The organism is Pseudomonas sp. dw_612 (genome assembly GCF_018449725.1).
Taxonomy (GTDB): domain Bacteria; phylum Pseudomonadota; class Gammaproteobacteria; order Pseudomonadales; family Pseudomonadaceae; genus Aquipseudomonas.
Map to the genome: position 1 here is coordinate 50,269 of NZ_JAAVVC010000014.1, position 17,202 is coordinate 67,470.

The following is a 17,202-nucleotide window of genomic DNA, read 5'->3' on the forward strand; positions in this document are numbered from 1 at the left end:
AGGATAAGCCATCGCAATTGATGCGATGTTGATTTATCTGACTGGGCTAATAACAAGTCGTAGATGGATGATGACTAACCCTTAAGTGCAAACATGGAGTGACAAGCATGACCGGTAATATCAAGAAAATTTCCGCTGGGGTCGTTGTGATGATGGCAATGATGGCTAACGCCTATGCCGACAACGCGTGCCCGGGCGTCGACGCGATTCAGCAGACAGCAATAGAGGGTGGCGGCTTTGTTTACACCGCCTCTGCGGCTAAAGGTCTGCAATGGACCGGCGAAAACCCGATGGCTGAAAAGAACGACTTGAAAGCGGTGGCGTTCAAGGAAGCGTATGTCGTCAACGCGAAGAATTTCGTGGCATGCGATTACGTAGGTTCGAAACGTGAAGGCGTGCGAATGGCGCTGAAAACCGTTGATGCAGTGACACCGGTCGGGACCGCTTGGGTTAACGAAACCCAGCCCGACGGCAGCGTGCTTCCTCGTTGCGCTGGTGTGACGCCAGAGCAGTGCACGTTCAAGTAAGTGCATCTTGTGTCGGCTCGGTTCAAGCCTGAGTCGACCGTTCGTTAGCGCTTCGCTTAAAGAACCAGAAGCAAAAAGATCGCAGCCTTCGGCAGCTCTTACGGGTGGAACACAACCTCTGTAGGAGCTGCCGAAGGCTGCGATCTTTTTGCTTTTTCACCCCGCCACTGATCAGCTAAATACAAAGCATCCTAACTATTACGTTGACATTCGCTGCCTAGGCAGTAACATCTCGACATACATTCTCTGCCTAGGCAGCTAATTGGTGGTCAGATGAAGCATTTCACCCCTGAACAATTCAAGCATTGCCACCTCGGCCTTTTGCTCGGGCGCGCCGCGCTGCTCAAGGACCGGATCATCGACACGCACATGGAACCCCACGGCATCACCGCCGCGCAGTTCAAAGTGCTGATCATCATGGCCCAGTTCGGCGTCGATACCCCGGCCGAGTTGTGCCGGCACCTGTCGCTGGACAGCGGTTCGATGACCCGCATGCTCGATCGTCTCGAACAGAAAGGTTTCCTCGCCCGCCAACGCTCCGAGGCCGACCGCCGTCAGGTGCAACTGGTGTTGACCGAACAAGGCCAGCAATTGACTGACCGTCTGCCGGACATCGGCGCCGACGCCATGAATGAACTGGCCGGCGCTATTACTCCGGACGAGTTGAAGACCCTGGAACAGATCCTGAAGAAAATCTTGGTGGCAGCCGGTGACTCGATCACCCTGCTGCGGGTAGGTGATAAATGAGCAGCAAAACCTTGCGTGCCAGCCTGAGCCTGGTGCTGGCGTCGATGATCCTGGCCGGTTGCGCCAGTTACAGCGGCTTGCACACCGAAGGCAAAAGCGTCGATGCGAAAAGCCTCAAGGCCGGGCAATCCCTCACGGGCGTGACCTTGTCCCCGGCGGCCTGGCCGAAAAGCGACTGGTGGAAAAGCCTCGGCGACCCACAGCTCGACGGTCTGATCCGCGAAGCCCTGCACGACAGCCCCGACATGCAAATCGCCGACGCCCGCGCCCACCAGGCCAGCGCTGCCGCGTATGCCGCCGATGCCGCGCGGATGCCGACCCTCGATGCCAGCGCCGGTGTCAGCCGTTCGCGCCTGGCCAAAGATCAAGACCCGCTGGGGCAGGGCGATGCCTATGCCACCGTGCGCAACATCAGCGCCAGCTTCAATTACAACTTCGACCTCTGGGGCGGTCAGCGTGACGCCTGGGAAGCTGCGTTGGGCCAGGCCCGCGCCGCCGAAGTCGACCAACAGGCCGCGCAACTGACCTTGTCCGCCGACGTCGCTCGCGCCTACAGCGATCTGGGGCAGGCGCACATCGTTTATGACCTGGCCAATGAAGACCTCAAACGCACCAAGCAAATGCTCGACCTGAGCCAGCGTCGCTTGAGTTCCGGGATCGACAGTCAGTATCAGTTCCAGCAGACCGAAAGCCTGGAAGCCAGCTCCGAAGCCAGTCTGATCGATGCGGAAAAACGCCTGAACAGCGCGAAAATCGCCCTGGCCGTGCTGCTGGGCAAAGGCCCGGATCGCGGCAATGAAATCGCCCGCCCGAAAATCCTCCAGGCCAGCGCCGTGGCTTTGCCGTCGGTGCTGCCGGCGGAATTGCTCGGTCGTCGCCCGGACCTGGTGGCAGCGCGCTGGCGGGTCGAGGCCGCGAGCAAGGACATCGCTGCGAGCAAGACCCAGTTCTATCCGAACCTGAACCTTACCGCCGCCGCGGGTGCCGAATCCTTATTGGGTGACGCGATGTTCGGTTCGGCCAGTCGCTTCTTCAATATTGCCCCGACCATTTCGGTGCCGATTTTCGACGGTGGCCGCTTGCGCGCCAACCTCGATGCCCGCGACGCCGACTATGACCTGGCGGTGGCGCAGTACAACAAGAGTCTGGTCAAGGCCCTGGGGGATGTGAGCGACACCATCAACCAGTTGCGCGATATCGGCCGGCAGATTGGTGCCCAGCAGCACGCCACCGAGATTGCCCAGGACTCTTACAACACCGTGGTCCAGCGCTACGGTTCCGGCATCGGCAATTACCTGGACGTGCTCAGCATCGAACAGCAATTGCTCCAGGCCCAGCGTCAACTGGCCAACCTGAATGCCGAGCAGATCGATTTGTCGATCCAACTGATGCAGGCGCTCGGCGGCGGCTTCCAGGCCGACACCCTCGCCTCGGCCAATCCAGCTCCAGCCAAGCTGAACAACTAATTCAAGGTATCTGTCATGGCCACTGCCGAAACTGCAAAACCCCAAGACAACGCTCAAGACACCAGCAACCCGCGCAAACGCAAAGTCATGCTGACCGTGCTGGCGATTCTGGTGATCCTCGCCGGTGCCGGCGTCTGGGCGTATCACGAATTCTACGGGCGCTGGAACGAAAGCACCGATGACGCCTACGTGAACGGCAACGTGGTGGAAATCACGCCGCTGGTCACCGGCACCGTGGTGAGCATCGGTGCCGACGATGGCGATCTGGTCCACGAAGGCCAGGTGCTGGTCAACTTCGACCCGAACGACGCCGAAGTCGGGCTGCAAAGTGCCCAGGCCAATCTGGCCCGCACCGTGCGCCAGGTACGTGGCTTGTACAGCAACGTCGACGGGATGCGCGCCCAGGTCAATGCCCAGCAGGCGAACGTGCAAAAAGCCCAGGATAACTTCAACCGCCGGAAAAACCTCGCCGCTGGCGGCGCGATTTCCCAGGAAGAACTGTCCCATGCTCGCGACGACCTGACCTCGGCGCAAAACGCTTTGGCCAATGCCCAGCAGCAGCTCAAGACCACCAGCGCCCTGGTGGACGACACCGTGGTTTCGTCGCACCCGGACGTGATGTCCGCCGCCGCGAATCTGCGCCAGGCCTACCTGAACAACTCCCGCAGCACCTTGATCGCGCCGGTCACCGGTTATGTGGCCAAACGCTCGGTGCAACTGGGCCAACGGGTTCAACCGGGCACCGCGCTGATGGCGGTGATTCCACTCGATCAACTTTGGATCGACGCCAACTTCAAGGAAACCCAGCTGCGTGACATGCGCATCGGCCAACCGGTGGACATCGAGGCCGACCTGTACGGCAGCGACGTGAAATTCAGCGGCACCATCGACAGCCTCGGTGCGGGCACCGGCAGCGCGTTTGCCTTGCTGCCGGCGCAAAACGCTACCGGTAACTGGATCAAGATTGTTCAGCGTGTGCCGGTGCGGATTCATGTCAATGCCGAAGAACTGGCCAAGCACCCGTTGCGCGTAGGCCTGTCGACCCAGGTCGATGTGAACCTGCACGACCAGAGCGGCCCGGTGCTGGCGCAGCAGCCGCCACAAAAGGCTTCGTTCAGCACCAACGTCTATGACCGTCAGTTGGCCGAGGCCGACGCGATGATCACTCAGTTGATCCATGACAACAGCGCGGCGGTCAGCAAGACCGCGCAACGCTGACACTAACCCTGTGGGAGTGGGCTTGCTCGCGAAGGCGGTGATTCAGTCAACTGAGATGTTGAATAGAGAACCGCCTTCGCGAGCAAGCCCGCTCCCACAAGGTCAGCGGCGCCTGTAAGCAACGCCGCGCCCACCCGGTTTCAAAGGATTTGCGATGAGCAATAACGCCTCTTTCACGCCGCCCAGCCTGTTGCTCAGCACCATCGGCCTGTCGCTGGCGACCTTCATGCAAGTGCTCGACACCACCATCGCCAACGTGGCCTTGCCGACGATTTCCGGCAACCTGGGCGTGAGTTCGGAGCAGGGCACCTGGGTGATCACTTCGTTCGCCGTGAGCAACGCGATTGCGCTGCCGCTGACCGGTTGGTTGAGCCGGCGTTTCGGTGAAGTGAAGCTGTTTCTCTGGGCCACGATTCTGTTTGTGCTGGCCTCGTTTCTCTGCGGTATCTCGACCTCGATGCCGGAACTGATCGGCTTCCGTGTGCTGCAAGGCCTGGTGGCCGGGCCGTTGTACCCGATGACCCAGACCCTGTTGATTGCGGTGTATCCCCCGGCCAGGCGCGGCATGGCCCTGGCGTTGCTGGCGATGGTCACGGTGGTCGCGCCGATTGCCGGCCCGATCCTCGGTGGCTGGATTACCGACAGCTATAGCTGGCCGTGGATCTTCTTTATCAACGTGCCGATCGGAATTTTCGCGGTGATGGTGGTGCGCTCGCAGCTCAAGGCGCGTCCAGTGGAAACCAGCCGCCAGCCGATGGATTACGTGGGTTTGATCACGCTGATCATTGGCGTCGGTGCGTTGCAGGTGATCCTCGATAAAGGCAACGACCTGGACTGGTTCGAATCGAACTTCATCATCATTGGCGCGGCGATTTCGGTGATTGCCCTGGCGGTGTTCATCATCTGGGAAATGACCGATAAACACCCGGTGGTGAATCTGCGGTTGTTCGCTTATCGCAACTTCCGCATCGGCACCATTGTGCTGGTGCTGGGTTACGCCGGGTTCTTCGGCATCAACCTGATCCTGCCGCAATGGTTGCAAACCCAGATGGGCTATACCGCCACCTGGGCGGGCCTGGCAGTGGCGCCGATCGGGATTCTGCCGGTGCTGATGTCTCCGTTTGTCGGCAAGTACGCGAACAAGTTCGACCTGCGCCTGCTGGCCGGTCTGGCGTTCCTGGCGATTGGCCTGAGCTGCTTCATGCGCGCCGGGTTCACCAACGAAGTGGACTTCCAGCACATCGCTCTGGTGCAACTGTTCATGGGCATTGGCGTGGCGCTGTTCTTTATGCCGACCCTGAGCATTTTGATGTCGGACCTGCCGCCAAGCCAGATCGCCGACGGCGCGGGCCTGGCGACCTTCCTGCGGACCCTGGGCGGCAGTTTTGCGGCGTCGTTGACGACGTGGATCTGGATTCGCCGGGCGGATCAGCACCATGCCTATCTGAGCGAAAGCATCACCACCTATGACCAACCGACCCGGGATGCCTTGAACACCCTGGGCGGCGCGAGTACCCCGGCGTATGCGCAACTCGACCAAGTGCTGACCAGCCAGGCGTACATGCTCTCCACCGTGGATTACTTCACGCTGCTCGGGTGGGGGTTCATGGGGTTGATGCTGATCGTTTGGCTGGCGAAACCGCCATTTGCGGCGAAGGCGGGGCCTGCGGCATCTGGGCATTGAGTGTAGGGCTTGAGATCGACCCCTCACCCTAACCCTCTCCCCAAGGGGGCGAGGGGACTGACCGAGGCCTTCTTTTGAGCTCCATCGACCTGAAAGCCCGAGTCGAACTCAGGTCTGGGAAGCGATGGAGATCTGCTCCCTTTCCCCCTCTCCCCAAGGGGGCGAGGGGACTGACAGAGGCGTTCTTTTGAGCCACATCGACCTGAAAGTCCGAGTCGAACTCAGGTCCGAGAAACGATGCAGATCTGCTCCCTTTCCCCCTCTCCCCTCTGGGGAGAGGGCTGGGGTGAGGGGTGGCTCTTAGCCGTTCGGCAATGCCAATTGCGGCGGCGGGGCGAAGTCGAAGGGGGCGAGGGCAAATCCTTGCTCATCCACCTGTAACGCCCAGCCCTGGCGATCCCAATCCCCCAGCACAATGCGCTTGGCCGCTTGTTCGCCAATCTGCAACTTGTGAATCGCCGGCCGATGGGTGTGCCCATGGATCAGCGTCTTCACGCCAAATGCCCGCATGATCCGTGGCACTTCGTCCGGCGTGACATCGACAATGTCATTGGCCTTCATCCGCGTCTGCGCACGGCTTTCGCTGCGCAGTTTGCGCGCCAGTTTATGCCGGGTGCTCAGAGGCAAATGCCGGAGGATGAACAGGGTGATGGGATTACGCAGGTAGCGACGCAGCTTCATATAGCCGACATCGCGGGTGCAGAGGCTGTCGCCGTGCATCAACAGCACGGGCTCGCCATAAAACTGCACGACACTCGGATCCTTCAATAACGTGCAGCCGGCCTGTTTACAAAAGGCCTTGCCGAGCATGAAGTCGCGATTGCCGTGCATCAGAAAAATTGCCGTGCCGCTGTCGCTGAGGGTGCGCAGGGCCTGGCAGATGGAACGCTGGAAGGCTGTCATGGCATCGTCGCCAATCCACGCCTCGAAAAAGTCGCCCAGAATGTACAACGCACTCGCCGAGCGGGCGCGTCCGGCGAGCAAATCCAGAAACGCCCGGGTAATGTCCGGGCGCTCCTCTTCCAGATGCAAGTCTGAAATCAGCAATATCACTCAATGATCTCGGCTTTCTCGATGATCACGTCGTCTGCTGGTACGTCCTGGTGGCCGGACTTGGACGTGGTGCTCACGCCTTTGATCTTGTCGACAACGTCAGTGCCGGCAACCACTTTGGCGAATACCGCGTAGCCCCAGCCCTGAGTGGTCTTGGCGCTGTGGTTCAGGAAGCTGTTGTCAGCCACGTTGATGAAGAACTGGGCGGAAGCCGAATGCGGCTCCATGGTGCGGGCCATGGCCACGGTGTACTTCTCGTTCGGCAGGCCGTTGTCGGCTTCGTTCTGGATGCTTGGGCGCTTGTCTTTCTTTTCTTTCATGCCTGGCTCGAAACCGCCGCCCTGGATCATGAAGTTACCGATGACACGGTGGAAAACGGTGTTTTCGTAGTGGCCGGCTTTGACGTATTCGATGAAGTTGGCAACGGTGAGCGGTGCTTTTTCAGCGTTCAGTTCCAGGACGATGTCGCCGTGGTTGGTGGTCAGTTTGACTTGGGTCATGATCGGCACTCTTTCAAGAAATTCGTGGGTTTCGGGGCGTTTCGGCCCGCAACCGGTCTGGTCTGTCTCGACCAAGGTGCGCAGTTTAGCGCGACAGGCGCGAATTTCGAGGCTGTTTTTCATTTGAAGCCGATTAAATGCAGCCGTTTGCAGGCCCGCTCTGTCAGCGGCTTGACAGCATCGGCTATGATAGCGCCTTTGTTTTGTCAGGCCTTTCGTTCCGGCCACGCACTTGTACGTTCAAGGATCCTATGAGCAAGCCCACTGTCGACCCTACCTCGAATGCCAAGACCGGCCCTGCCGTGCCGGTCAACTTCCTGCGCCCGATCATCCAGGCGGACCTGGACTCGGGTAAGCACACGCAGATCGTCACCCGTTTCCCGCCTGAGCCCAACGGCTACCTGCATATCGGTCACGCCAAGTCGATTTGCGTGAACTTCGGCCTGGCCCAGGAGTTTGGCGGTGTCACGCACCTGCGTTTCGACGACACCAACCCGGCCAAGGAAGACCAGGAATACATCGACGCGATCGAAAGCGACATCAAATGGCTGGGCTTCGAATGGTCCGGTGAAGTGCGCTACGCCTCGCAGTATTTCGACCAGTTGCACGACTGGGCCGTCGAGCTGATCAAGGCCGGCAAGGCCTACGTCGATGACTTGAGTCCCGAGCAGGCCAAGGAATATCGCGGCACCCTGACCGAGCCGGGCAAGAACAGCCCGTTCCGTGACCGCTCCGTGGAAGAAAACCTCGACTGGTTCGCCCGCATGAAGGCCGGCGAATTCCAGGACGGCGCACGCGTGCTGCGGGCCAAGATCGACATGGCCTCGCCGAACATGAACCTGCGCGACCCGATCATGTATCGCATCCGTCACGCGCACCACCACCAGACCGGCGACAAGTGGTGCATCTACCCGAACTACGACTTCACCCACGGTCAGTCGGACGCCATCGAAGGCATCACCCACTCGATCTGCACCCTGGAGTTCGAAAGCCACCGTCCGCTGTACGACTGGTTCCTGGACGCTCTGCCAGTGCCGGCGCACCCGCGCCAGTACGAATTCAGCCGTCTGAACTTGAACTACACCATCACCAGCAAGCGCAAGCTCAAGCAACTGGTCGATGAAAAGCACGTGTTCGGCTGGGACGATCCTCGCATGTCCACGCTGTCGGGCTTCCGCCGCCGTGGCTATACACCCGCGTCGATCCGTAACTTCTGCGACATGGTCGGCACCAACCGTTCCGACGGCGTGGTGGATTTCGGCATGCTTGAATTCAGCATCCGTCAGGATCTGGACCAGAATGCTCCGCGCGCCATGTGCGTGCTGCGTCCGTTGAAGGTAGTGATCACCAACTACCCGGAAGACCAGGTCGAGAACCTCGAACTGCCACGTCATCCGCAGAAAGAAGAGCTGGGCGTGCGCAAGTTGCCGTTCGCCCGTGAAATCTACATCGACCACGATGACTTCATGGAAGAGCCGCCAAAAGGCTACAAGCGCCTGGAGCCCAACGGCGAAGTGCGTCTGCGCGGCAGCTACGTGATCCGTGCCGACGAAGCGATCAAGGACGCCGAGGGCAACATCGTCGAACTGCGTTGCTCCTACGACCCGGAAACCCTGGGCAAGAACCCTGAAGGCCGCAAGGTCAAAGGCGTGGTGCACTGGGTGCCGGCGGCTGCCAGCGTCGAGTGCGAAGTGCGTCTGTACGATCGTCTGTTCCGTTCGGCCAACCCTGAGAAGGCCGAAGACAGCGCCAGTTTCCTGGACAACATCAACCCTGACTCGCTGCAAGTTCTCACCGGTTGTCGTGCTGAACCCTCGCTGGGCAATGCACAGCCGGAAGACCGTTTCCAGTTCGAGCGCGAAGGTTACTTCGTCGCGGATATCAAGGACTCGAAACCTGGTCATCCGGTGTTCAACCGTACCGTGACCTTGCGTGATTCGTGGGGCCAGTGATTCAAGGAAACAATTAAAGTGCTGACGATCTACAACACGCTCACCAAGAGCAAAGAAGTCTTCAAGCCGCTGGATGGCAACAATGTGCGCATGTACGTCTGCGGGATGACCGTGTACGACTACTGCCACATTGGCCACGGCCGCAGCATGGTCGCGTTCGACCTGGTGACCCGCTGGTTGCGTTTCAGCGGTTATAACCTGACGTATGTACGCAATATCACCGACATTGAAGACAAGATCATCAATCGGGCCAAGGAGAACGGCGAGCCGTTCGACGTGTTGACCGAGCGCATGATCACCGCGATGCACGAGGACGAGGCACGCCTCAACATCCTCAAGCCGGACATGGAACCGCGGGCCACCGATCATATCCCTGGCATGCTGACCATGATCCAGACCCTGATCGACAAGGGTTACGCCTACGCTCCGGGCAATGGCGACGTGTACTACCGCGTCGCCAAGTTCATGGGTTACGGCAAGCTGTCGCGCAAAAAGATTGAAGACCTGCGCATCGGCGCGCGGATCGAAGTCGACGAGTCGAAACAGGACCCGCTGGACTTCGTGCTGTGGAAAGCCACCAAGCCGGGTGAGCCGAGCTGGGAATCGCCATGGGGCGCCGGGCGTCCGGGCTGGCACATCGAGTGCTCGGTGATGTCGACCTGCTGCCTGGGCGAGACGTTCGACATTCATGGCGGCGGCAGCGACCTCGAGTTCCCGCACCATGAAAACGAAATCGCCCAGAGCGAAGCGGCGACCGGCAAGACCTACGCCAATGCGTGGATGCATTGCGGCATGATTCGCATCAATGGCGAGAAGATGTCCAAGTCCTTGAACAACTTCTTCACCATTCGCGACGTGCTGGCAAAGTACCACCCGGAAGTCGTGCGTTACCTGCTGGTGTCGAGCCACTACCGCAGCGCGATCAACTACTCGGAAGACAACCTCAAGGACGCCAAGGGCGCCCTCGAGCGTTTCTACCACGCGTTGAAAGGCCTGCCGAGCGCTGCGCCGGCCGGTGGCGAAGCGTTTGTCGAGCGTTTCACCCAGGTGATGAACGACGACTTCGGTACGCCGGAAGCCTGCGCGGTGCTATTCGAGATGGTGCGCGAGATCAACCGTTTGCGTGAGAGCGATCTCAATGCAGCGGCGGGTCTGGCGGCACGCTTGAAGGAACTGGCGAGTGTGTTGGGTGTGTTGCAGCTTGAGGCGGATGACTTCCTGCAGGCTGGCGCTGAAGGCCGGGTGGATGCGGCTGAGGTTGATGCGCTGATTGCGGCGCGTCTGGCGGCACGTGCCGGCAAAGACTGGGCCGAATCCGACCGCATCCGCGACCAGCTCACCGCCATGGGCGTGGTGCTGGAAGACGGCAAGGGTGGCACGACCTGGCGATTGGCGGACTGATTGCTTGATCCGTTGCAAAACAAAACCCGCCTTGTGCGGGTTTTTGTTTGGTAAAGATCAAAAGATCGCAGCCTTGCAGCTCCTACAGGATTGGGTTCGTCCACAATTACGCGGCGGGCACAATCCTGCGTAGGAGCTGCCGAAGGCTGCGATCTTTTGATGTTGATCGTTCTCACGATCACTGTCGCAGGCGCTTGTACAACGTATTGCGGCTAACCCCCAACCGCCGCGCCAAATGCGAGATATTCCCCCCTGCCGCCTGCAACAACCGATTCAAATCCTCGGCATCATTCAAATCCACTGCCAACGGTTCCGCTGGTTCCACCGGTTCCATCTCCAGATCGACAAAAAAATCATCCGGCAAATGCTCGGGCCGCACCGGTTGTTCTTCGGCCATGGCCAACGCCACCTGCATCACGCTGCTGACCTGCCGCAGATTCCCCGGCCACGGATGACGGCCGAACAATTCCATCACCTCACGGCTCAACCCGGCCCATTGCGACGGCTCCCGGTGCTGTTCCCACAAGCGCTTGAACAGCGCCTGTTTGTCGCTGCGTTCCCGTAGCGGCGGCAGTTCCAGCGTTAACCCGCCGATCCGGTAATACAGGTCTTCCCGAAACCGCCCCAGTTGCACCTGTTCGCGCAACGAGCGGTTGGTGGCCGAGATAATGCGGATGTCCACCGGGAACAATTCGCTACTGCCCACCGGTTGCACGCAACGTTCCTGCAACACGCGCAGTAGCCGCGCCTGGGTCGGCAGCGGCATATCACCGATTTCATCGAGGAACAGCGTGCCTTTGTCGGCCTTGCGAATCAGGCCGATGCTGCCTTTCTGATTGGCGCCGGTGAACGCGCCTTTCTCGTAGCCAAACAGCTCGGACTCGACCAGTTCGGCGGGGATCGCCGCACAGTTGACCGCAATGAACGGTTGTTTGCTGCGGGAACTGGCCTGGTGCAGGGCTTTGACGAAGACTTCCTTGCCGACCCCGGTTTCGCCGTGGATCAACAGCGGAATGTCTTTCTCCAGCAAGCGCTCAGCCTGACGCACGGCTTTTTCCACGCGGCTGTCGCCGAAGTGCAGGGTGTTCAGGCTGATGGCGGCGGGCATCGTGACGGTCGGTTCGGCGGTCCGGGGTTCAGCAAACACCCGCGCCTGAATCGGCGCCTGTTTAGGCCGCTTCAACAGGCACTGAAAGCGGTTGCGCCCGGAGGCTTGCAGGGCGAACGGCAAGCCGTCGGGCTGGTTCAGCAACTCCAGCAACGACACCTTGAACAAGCTCTCGACGCTGACCCGCGACAGGCTGATGCCCAGCAGATTATCGGCCCGGCGATTGGCCGACAACACTTGCCCGGTCTCGTCGAAAATCAACAACCCGGCCCACTGGCTGTCGAGGTTGTTCAACCCGGTGTTGAAGGTCAGTTGAAAATGCTGGCCGTGGAACAGGTTAAGGATCAGCCGGTTTTCCACGGTCTGGCTCATCATCTTGACCATGCCCAGGGTGTGGGACGGCGGCAGGTAGCTGTCGCTGGACACATCCAGCACCGCGATCACCTTGCGCTCGGCATCGAAAATCGGCGCGGCAGAGCCAGTCATGAAGCGGTTGGCCTTCAGAAAATGCTCATCGTGCTCAATGTGCACCGCCTGCTCGCAGGCCAGGGCCGTGCCGATCGCGTTGGTGCCGCTGCAACGTTCCATCCAGCTCGCGCCAGCGCTGAAACCTCGAGTCAGGCTCGGCTCGATAAAGCGCTGGGTGCCCCAGGACGTGAGCACCTGGCCTTGATTGTCGGCGAGCATGATCAGGCAGTTGGAGTTACTCAGGATGTTTTCGTAATACGGCAGCACTTCCTGATGGGTGGTCTGCACCAGGGAATGCTGGCTTTCCAGCAAGTGTGCGATGCCGTCGGCCGGCAGTTGGTCGAAGGTCGGGACACTGTGGTGGTTCAGACCAAACGCGCGGCAACGGGACCAGGAGTCCTGAATGATGGCGTCGTGGGAGAGCGGCGAGGCAGGTAGGGCCATGGCAGTCGATCTCTGAGCAAAGCTTTTATTGTTTTTGTTATGGGTAAACGCATTGTTCGTTTTCACGGGTTACTGCAGCCTGATGCAATCCCGTAGGAGCTGGCGAAGCCTGCGTTCGGCGACGCAGTCGTCGTAAACCTGTATCCGCGGTCATCCTGACACAGCGTGGCGCTTGATTTTACGACGACTTCGTCGCCGGACGCAGCCTTCGGCAGCTGCTACAAGGCCGTGTGTAATTCGGGATTTTGCGCAGTAAAAGCATCCGTAGAGTGTTGTTCACTATTGTTCATTGTCAACCGCCGAAGTGTTCAGTTGTTCAGCCACAACTGTTCATTTCTGTTCAGCAACGAACGCGGTTTTCCCTTCTTTCCGAGGATTTTTAAACAAGATCAACCACTTGTGATTTCTGGCACGAATGTCGCTCTATCGCTTCGGTCGCTTGACTCCAAATAATAAAAAAGGCCGAGCCATGTCATTAACCCTGGAGCACGTCAGCCGTACCGTCGAGGGCCAGACCTGGATCGACGATGCGTGCCTTGTTTTCGAACCCGGATCCTTCAACGTTTTGCTCGGGCGCACGCTGTCCGGCAAAACCAGTCTCATGCGTTTGATGGCCGGTCTGGACAAGCCCGACAGTGGGCGCATCCTGATGAACGGCGTCGACGTCACCCAACGCCCGGTGCGCCTGCGCAATGTGTCGATGGTCTACCAGCAATTCATCAACTACCCGACCATGACGGTGTTCGAGAACATCGCCTCGCCCTTGCGCCAGGGCGGTGTGTCCAACGAACTGATCCAGAGCAAAGTGCTGGAAACCGCGAAGATGCTGCGCATCGAGAAATTCCTCCAGCGCCATCCGCTGGAGCTGTCCGGCGGCCAGCAACAACGCACGGCCATGGCCCGGGCGCTGGTCAAGGATGCCGAGCTGATCCTGTTCGACGAACCGCTGGTCAACCTCGACTACAAACTGCGCGAAGAGCTGCGCCAGGAAATGCGCGAGCTGTTCAAGGCGCGGCACACCATCGCCATCTACGCCACCACCGAACCCAACGAAGCCCTCGCGCTGGGCGGTACCACCACGATTCTGCATGAAGGTCGGGTGATCCAGAGCGGCAAGTCTTCCGAGGTGTATCACCAGCCGCAAACGGTGCTGGCGGCAGAGTTGTTCTCCGAGCCGCCGATCAACCTGATGCCCGGACGCATCGCCGGCAACGAAGTGAGTTTCGCCAATTTCGTGCACTTCCCGTTGAACGTCGACCTGCGCCCGGTGGGCGAGGGCGAGTTCCGCTTCGGCGTGCGACCCAGCCACATCTCCCTGGTGCCGAGCAACGACGATGACCTGGAACTGGCGGTGACCGTCGAGGTGGCCGAGATCAGCGGTTCGGAAACCTTCCTGCACGTGCGCAACGAGCATTTCCTGTTGGTACTGCACTTGCCGGGCGTCCACGAATACGACGTCGATGCGCCGATTCGCATCTATATCCCGACCCATAAACTGTTTGTGTTCGATACGCAGGGGCGGCTGGTCCAGGCGCCCGGTCGCCGTATCGCGAGGGTTGCCTGATGGCCGAAATCCGTTTGCAAAACCTCGCCCACAGCTATACCCGCACGCCAAGCGGGCCTGAGGACTATGCGATTCGCGAGATGGACCACGTCTGGGAACAGGGCGGTGCCTACGCGCTGCTCGGGCCGTCGGGCTGCGGCAAGTCGACGTTGCTCAACATCATTTCCGGGCTGCTCAGCCCGTCCCAGGGCCAGGTGTTGTTCGACAGCAAAGTGGTGAACGACCTGACCCCGGAGAAGCGCAACATCGCCCAGGTGTTCCAGTTCCCGGTGGTCTACGACACCATGACGGTGTTCGACAACCTGGCGTTCCCCCTGCGAAACCAGGGCATGAACGAGGCGAAAATTCACAGCAAGGTGCAGGAAATTGCCGAGGTGCTGGATCTCCAGGCACTGCTGAGCAAAAAGGCGCGCAACCTCACCGCCGATGAAAAACAGAAAGTCTCCATGGGCCGTGGACTGGTGCGCGATGACGTCTCGGCGATCCTCTTCGATGAGCCGCTGACGGTGATCGACCCGCATCTGAAGTGGAAACTGCGGCGCAAGCTCAAGCAGATCCACGAGCAGTTCAACATCACCATGGTCTACGTCACCCACGATCAGCTCGAAGCCTCGACCTTCGCCGACAAGATCGCGGTGATGTACGGCGGGCAGATCGTGCAGTTCGGCACGCCACGGGAATTGTTCGAACGGCCGAGCCACACCTTTGTCGGCTATTTCATCGGCAGCCCGGGGATGAACCTGATCGATGTGCAGCCGCAGCCCGGTGGGGTCGGTTTCGCCTCGACGCACTTGCCGCTTTCTGAGGCTCAGCAGCAACGCATCGCCGAGTCCGAGTGGAAAACCCTGAAGGTCGGCATTCGCCCGGAGTTCGTCCATGTGTGGGACGAACCGTTTGATGATGCGATGCAGGCAAAAGTCGTACACATCGAAGACCTCGGCACCTACAAGATCATGACCCTGAACCTCGACGGCATGCCGTTGAAAGTGCGTCTGGCGGAGGACAAACCGGTGCCCGAAGGCACGGCGTACATCAGTTTTCCGGCGCAGTGGTTGATGGTGTATGCGGACGACTATCTGTTGGAGGTACAGCCATGAACAAGGTGCAGAACAACAAGGCCTGGTGGTTGGTCCTGCCAGTGTTTCTGCTGGTGGCGTTCAGTGCGGTGATCCCGATGATGACCGTGGTCAACTATTCGGTGCAGGACATCTTCGACCAGTCCAGCCGCTACTTCGTCGGCGCCGACTGGTACAAACAGGTGCTGCTCGATCCACGCTTGCATGACTCGTTGTTGCGTCAGTTCATCTATTCCGGCTGCGTGTTGCTGATCGAAATCCCGCTGGGCATTGCCATCGCCCTGACCATGCCGACCAAGGGGCGCTGGTCGTCGCTGGTGCTGATCATTCTGGCGATTCCGCTGCTGATCCCGTGGAACGTGGTCGGCACTATCTGGCAGATCTTCGGCCGTGCCGACATCGGTTTGCTCGGATCAAGCCTGAATGCCATGGGCATGAACTACAACTACGCGTCCAACACCATGGACGCCTGGGTCACGGTGTTGGTGATGGACGTCTGGCACTGGACTTCGTTGGTGGCGCTGTTGTGTTTCTCCGGTTTGCGCGCGATTCCGGACGTGTACTACCAGGCGGCGCGTATTGATAGGGCCTCTTCCTGGGCAGTTTTCCGACATATCCAGTTGCCCAAGCTCAAGAGCGTGCTGTTGATCGCGGTGATGTTGCGCTTCATGGACAGCTTCATGATCTACACCGAGCCGTTCGTGCTCACGGGAGGCGGGCCGGGTAATGCGACGACCTTCTTGAGTCAGACCTTGACCCAGATGGCCGTAGGGCAATTCGACCTCGGCCCGGCGGCGGCTTTCTCGCTGGTGTACTTCCTGATCATCCTGTTGGTGTCCTGGCTGTTCTATACCGCCATGACTCACTCTGACGCCAACCGCTGAGGTCTGCCATGAGTAAAAGAAAGCTCATTCCGTTGCTGATCTACATCCTGTTCCTGCTGGTGCCGATCTACTGGCTGTTGAACATGTCCTTCAAGAGCAACACCGAAATCCTCAGCGGCCTGACGCTGTTTCCCCAGGATTTCACCTTCGCCAACTACAAGGTGATCTTCACTGACCCGAGTTGGTACACCGGTTATCTCAACTCGCTGTACTACGTGAGCCTGAACACGGTGATTTCCCTGAGCGTGGCGTTGCCGGCGGCTTACGCGTTCTCGCGCTATCGCTTCCTCGGCGACAAACACCTGTTCTTCTGGCTGCTGACCAACCGCATGGCGCCGCCGGCGGTGTTCCTGTTGCCGTTCTTCCAGCTGTACTCCTCGATCGGCTTGTTCGACACCCACATCGCCGTGGCCCTGGCGCACTGCCTGTTTAACGTGCCGCTGGCGGTGTGGATCCTCGAAGGCTTCATGTCCGGGGTGCCCAAGGAAATCGACGAAACGGCCTACATTGATGGCTACAGTTTTCCGAAGTTCTTCGTGAAGATTTTCGTGCCGTTGATTGGTTCGGGCATCGGTGTGACAGCGTTTTTCTGCTTCATGTTTTCCTGGGTCGAGCTGCTGCTGGCGCGGACGCTGACCTCGGTCAACGCCAAACCGATCGCGGCGGTGATGACGCGCACGGTCTCGGCGTCCGGCATCGACTGGGGCGTGCTGGCGGCGGCGGGGGTGTTGACTATCCTGCCGGGCATGCTGGTGATCTGGTTTGTTCGCAACCACGTGGCCAAGGGCTTTGCCCTGGGTCGGGTCTGAGGAGCTGATGATGGAATGGATGAGTTGGACCACCCCCACCGCGGCGTTCTTCATCGCCATTGGCCTGATCCTGGTGGGCATGACGACCTGGGAATTGCGTTCGCCGAGCATTCTTCGTCGTGGTTTGTTGCCGATTGCCACCACCCGTGGCGATCGCTTGTTTATCGGTCTTCTCGGCAGCGCCTACCTGCATTTGCTGGTAATCGGCGTCACCGACTGGAGCATCTGGGTCGCGTCCGCGTTGTCCCTGGTGTGGCTGTTGGCTGTGATGCGTTGGGGCTAGTCGAATCGCTCGGCAAAG

15 protein-coding genes are annotated in these 17,202 nt (G+C 59.7%); 12 read left to right on the top strand and 3 right to left on the bottom strand.

What is annotated here, in order from left to right:
* The first annotated feature begins 107 nt into the window (after nucleotides 1-107).
* The 5 genes from HB680_RS20615 (at nucleotide 108) to HB680_RS20635 (ending at nucleotide 5,642) form a co-directional block, all read left to right on the top strand.
* Nucleotides 108-527, top strand: coding sequence for a DUF3757 domain-containing protein (locus HB680_RS20615; protein ID WP_213940355.1), 420 nt, complete (start codon nucleotides 108-110; stop codon nucleotides 525-527).
* A gap of 273 nt (nucleotides 528-800) precedes the next feature.
* On the top strand, nucleotides 801-1,274 hold the full coding sequence (locus HB680_RS20620) for a MarR family transcriptional regulator (protein ID WP_213940356.1): 474 nt from the start codon (nucleotides 801-803) through the stop codon (nucleotides 1,272-1,274).
* Nucleotides 1,271-2,740: an efflux transporter outer membrane subunit gene (locus HB680_RS20625; protein ID WP_213940357.1), complete on the top strand. Its 1,470-nt coding sequence runs from the start codon at nucleotides 1,271-1,273 to the stop codon at nucleotides 2,738-2,740. The genes HB680_RS20620 and HB680_RS20625 overlap by 4 nt, the downstream gene beginning before the upstream one ends.
* A gap of 15 nt (nucleotides 2,741-2,755) precedes the next feature.
* Nucleotides 2,756-3,958 (top strand): HlyD family efflux transporter periplasmic adaptor subunit, encoded by a 1,203-nt coding sequence (locus HB680_RS20630; RefSeq protein ID WP_213940358.1) that lies wholly within the window; start codon nucleotides 2,756-2,758, stop codon nucleotides 3,956-3,958.
* A 154-nt stretch (nucleotides 3,959-4,112) separates the two neighbouring features.
* Entirely contained in the window at nucleotides 4,113-5,642 is a 1,530-nt protein-coding gene (locus HB680_RS20635; RefSeq protein WP_213940359.1) for a DHA2 family efflux MFS transporter permease subunit, read from the top strand.
* Between the two features lie 300 nt (nucleotides 5,643-5,942).
* Here the strand turns inward: HB680_RS20635 and lpxH are convergent, their stop codons facing one another.
* Nucleotides 5,943-6,695 (bottom strand): UDP-2,3-diacylglucosamine diphosphatase, encoded by a 753-nt coding sequence (lpxH, locus tag HB680_RS20640; RefSeq protein ID WP_213940360.1) that lies wholly within the window; start codon nucleotides 6,693-6,695, stop codon nucleotides 5,943-5,945.
* A complete protein-coding gene (locus tag HB680_RS20645; protein ID WP_201197107.1) occupies nucleotides 6,692-7,195 on the bottom strand; it encodes a peptidylprolyl isomerase in 504 nt (167 codons plus the stop codon). The genes lpxH and HB680_RS20645 overlap by 4 nt, the downstream gene beginning before the upstream one ends.
* 251 nt (nucleotides 7,196-7,446) lie before the next feature.
* Between HB680_RS20645 and HB680_RS20650 the strand changes: the two genes are divergently transcribed.
* Together HB680_RS20650 and cysS are read left to right on the top strand one after the other, a co-directional pair.
* On the top strand, nucleotides 7,447-9,147 hold the full coding sequence (locus HB680_RS20650; protein WP_213940361.1) for a glutamine--tRNA ligase/YqeY domain fusion protein: 1,701 nt from the start codon (nucleotides 7,447-7,449) through the stop codon (nucleotides 9,145-9,147).
* Nucleotides 9,148-9,165: 18 nt separating this feature from the next.
* Nucleotides 9,166-10,548, top strand: a complete 1,383-nt coding sequence (gene cysS / locus HB680_RS20655) for a cysteine--tRNA ligase (protein ID WP_213940362.1) — start codon at nucleotides 9,166-9,168, stop codon at nucleotides 10,546-10,548.
* Between the two features lie 178 nt (nucleotides 10,549-10,726).
* Here the strand turns inward: cysS and HB680_RS20660 are convergent, their stop codons facing one another.
* Nucleotides 10,727-12,568 carry a sigma-54-dependent Fis family transcriptional regulator gene (locus tag HB680_RS20660; protein WP_213940363.1) on the bottom strand — a complete coding sequence of 614 codons (1,842 nt, stop codon included), beginning with the start codon at nucleotides 12,566-12,568 and terminating at the stop codon, nucleotides 10,727-10,729.
* 469 nt (nucleotides 12,569-13,037) lie between these two features.
* Between HB680_RS20660 and HB680_RS20665 the strand changes: the two genes are divergently transcribed.
* Genes HB680_RS20665 through HB680_RS20685 form a run of 5 tightly spaced genes read left to right on the top strand, consistent with a single transcriptional unit; the run spans nucleotide 13,038 to nucleotide 17,184 of the window.
* Nucleotides 13,038-14,132 carry an ABC transporter ATP-binding protein gene (locus tag HB680_RS20665; RefSeq protein ID WP_133838695.1) on the top strand — a complete coding sequence of 365 codons (1,095 nt, stop codon included), beginning with the start codon at nucleotides 13,038-13,040 and terminating at the stop codon, nucleotides 14,130-14,132.
* Nucleotides 14,132-15,229, top strand: coding sequence for an ABC transporter ATP-binding protein (locus HB680_RS20670; RefSeq protein ID WP_213940364.1), 1,098 nt, complete (start codon nucleotides 14,132-14,134; stop codon nucleotides 15,227-15,229). Before HB680_RS20665 ends, HB680_RS20670 begins: the two co-directional genes overlap by 1 nt.
* Nucleotides 15,226-16,092, top strand: a complete 867-nt coding sequence (locus tag HB680_RS20675; protein ID WP_163913756.1) for a sugar ABC transporter permease — start codon at nucleotides 15,226-15,228, stop codon at nucleotides 16,090-16,092. Before HB680_RS20670 ends, HB680_RS20675 begins: the two co-directional genes overlap by 4 nt.
* A gap of 8 nt (nucleotides 16,093-16,100) precedes the next feature.
* Entirely contained in the window at nucleotides 16,101-16,901 is an 801-nt protein-coding gene (locus HB680_RS20680; RefSeq protein ID WP_046047472.1) for a carbohydrate ABC transporter permease, read from the top strand.
* A 10-nt stretch (nucleotides 16,902-16,911) separates the two neighbouring features.
* Nucleotides 16,912-17,184 (top strand): DUF2160 domain-containing protein, encoded by a 273-nt coding sequence (locus HB680_RS20685; RefSeq protein ID WP_054053694.1) that lies wholly within the window; start codon nucleotides 16,912-16,914, stop codon nucleotides 17,182-17,184.
* Nucleotides 17,185-17,202 lie beyond the last annotated feature (18 nt).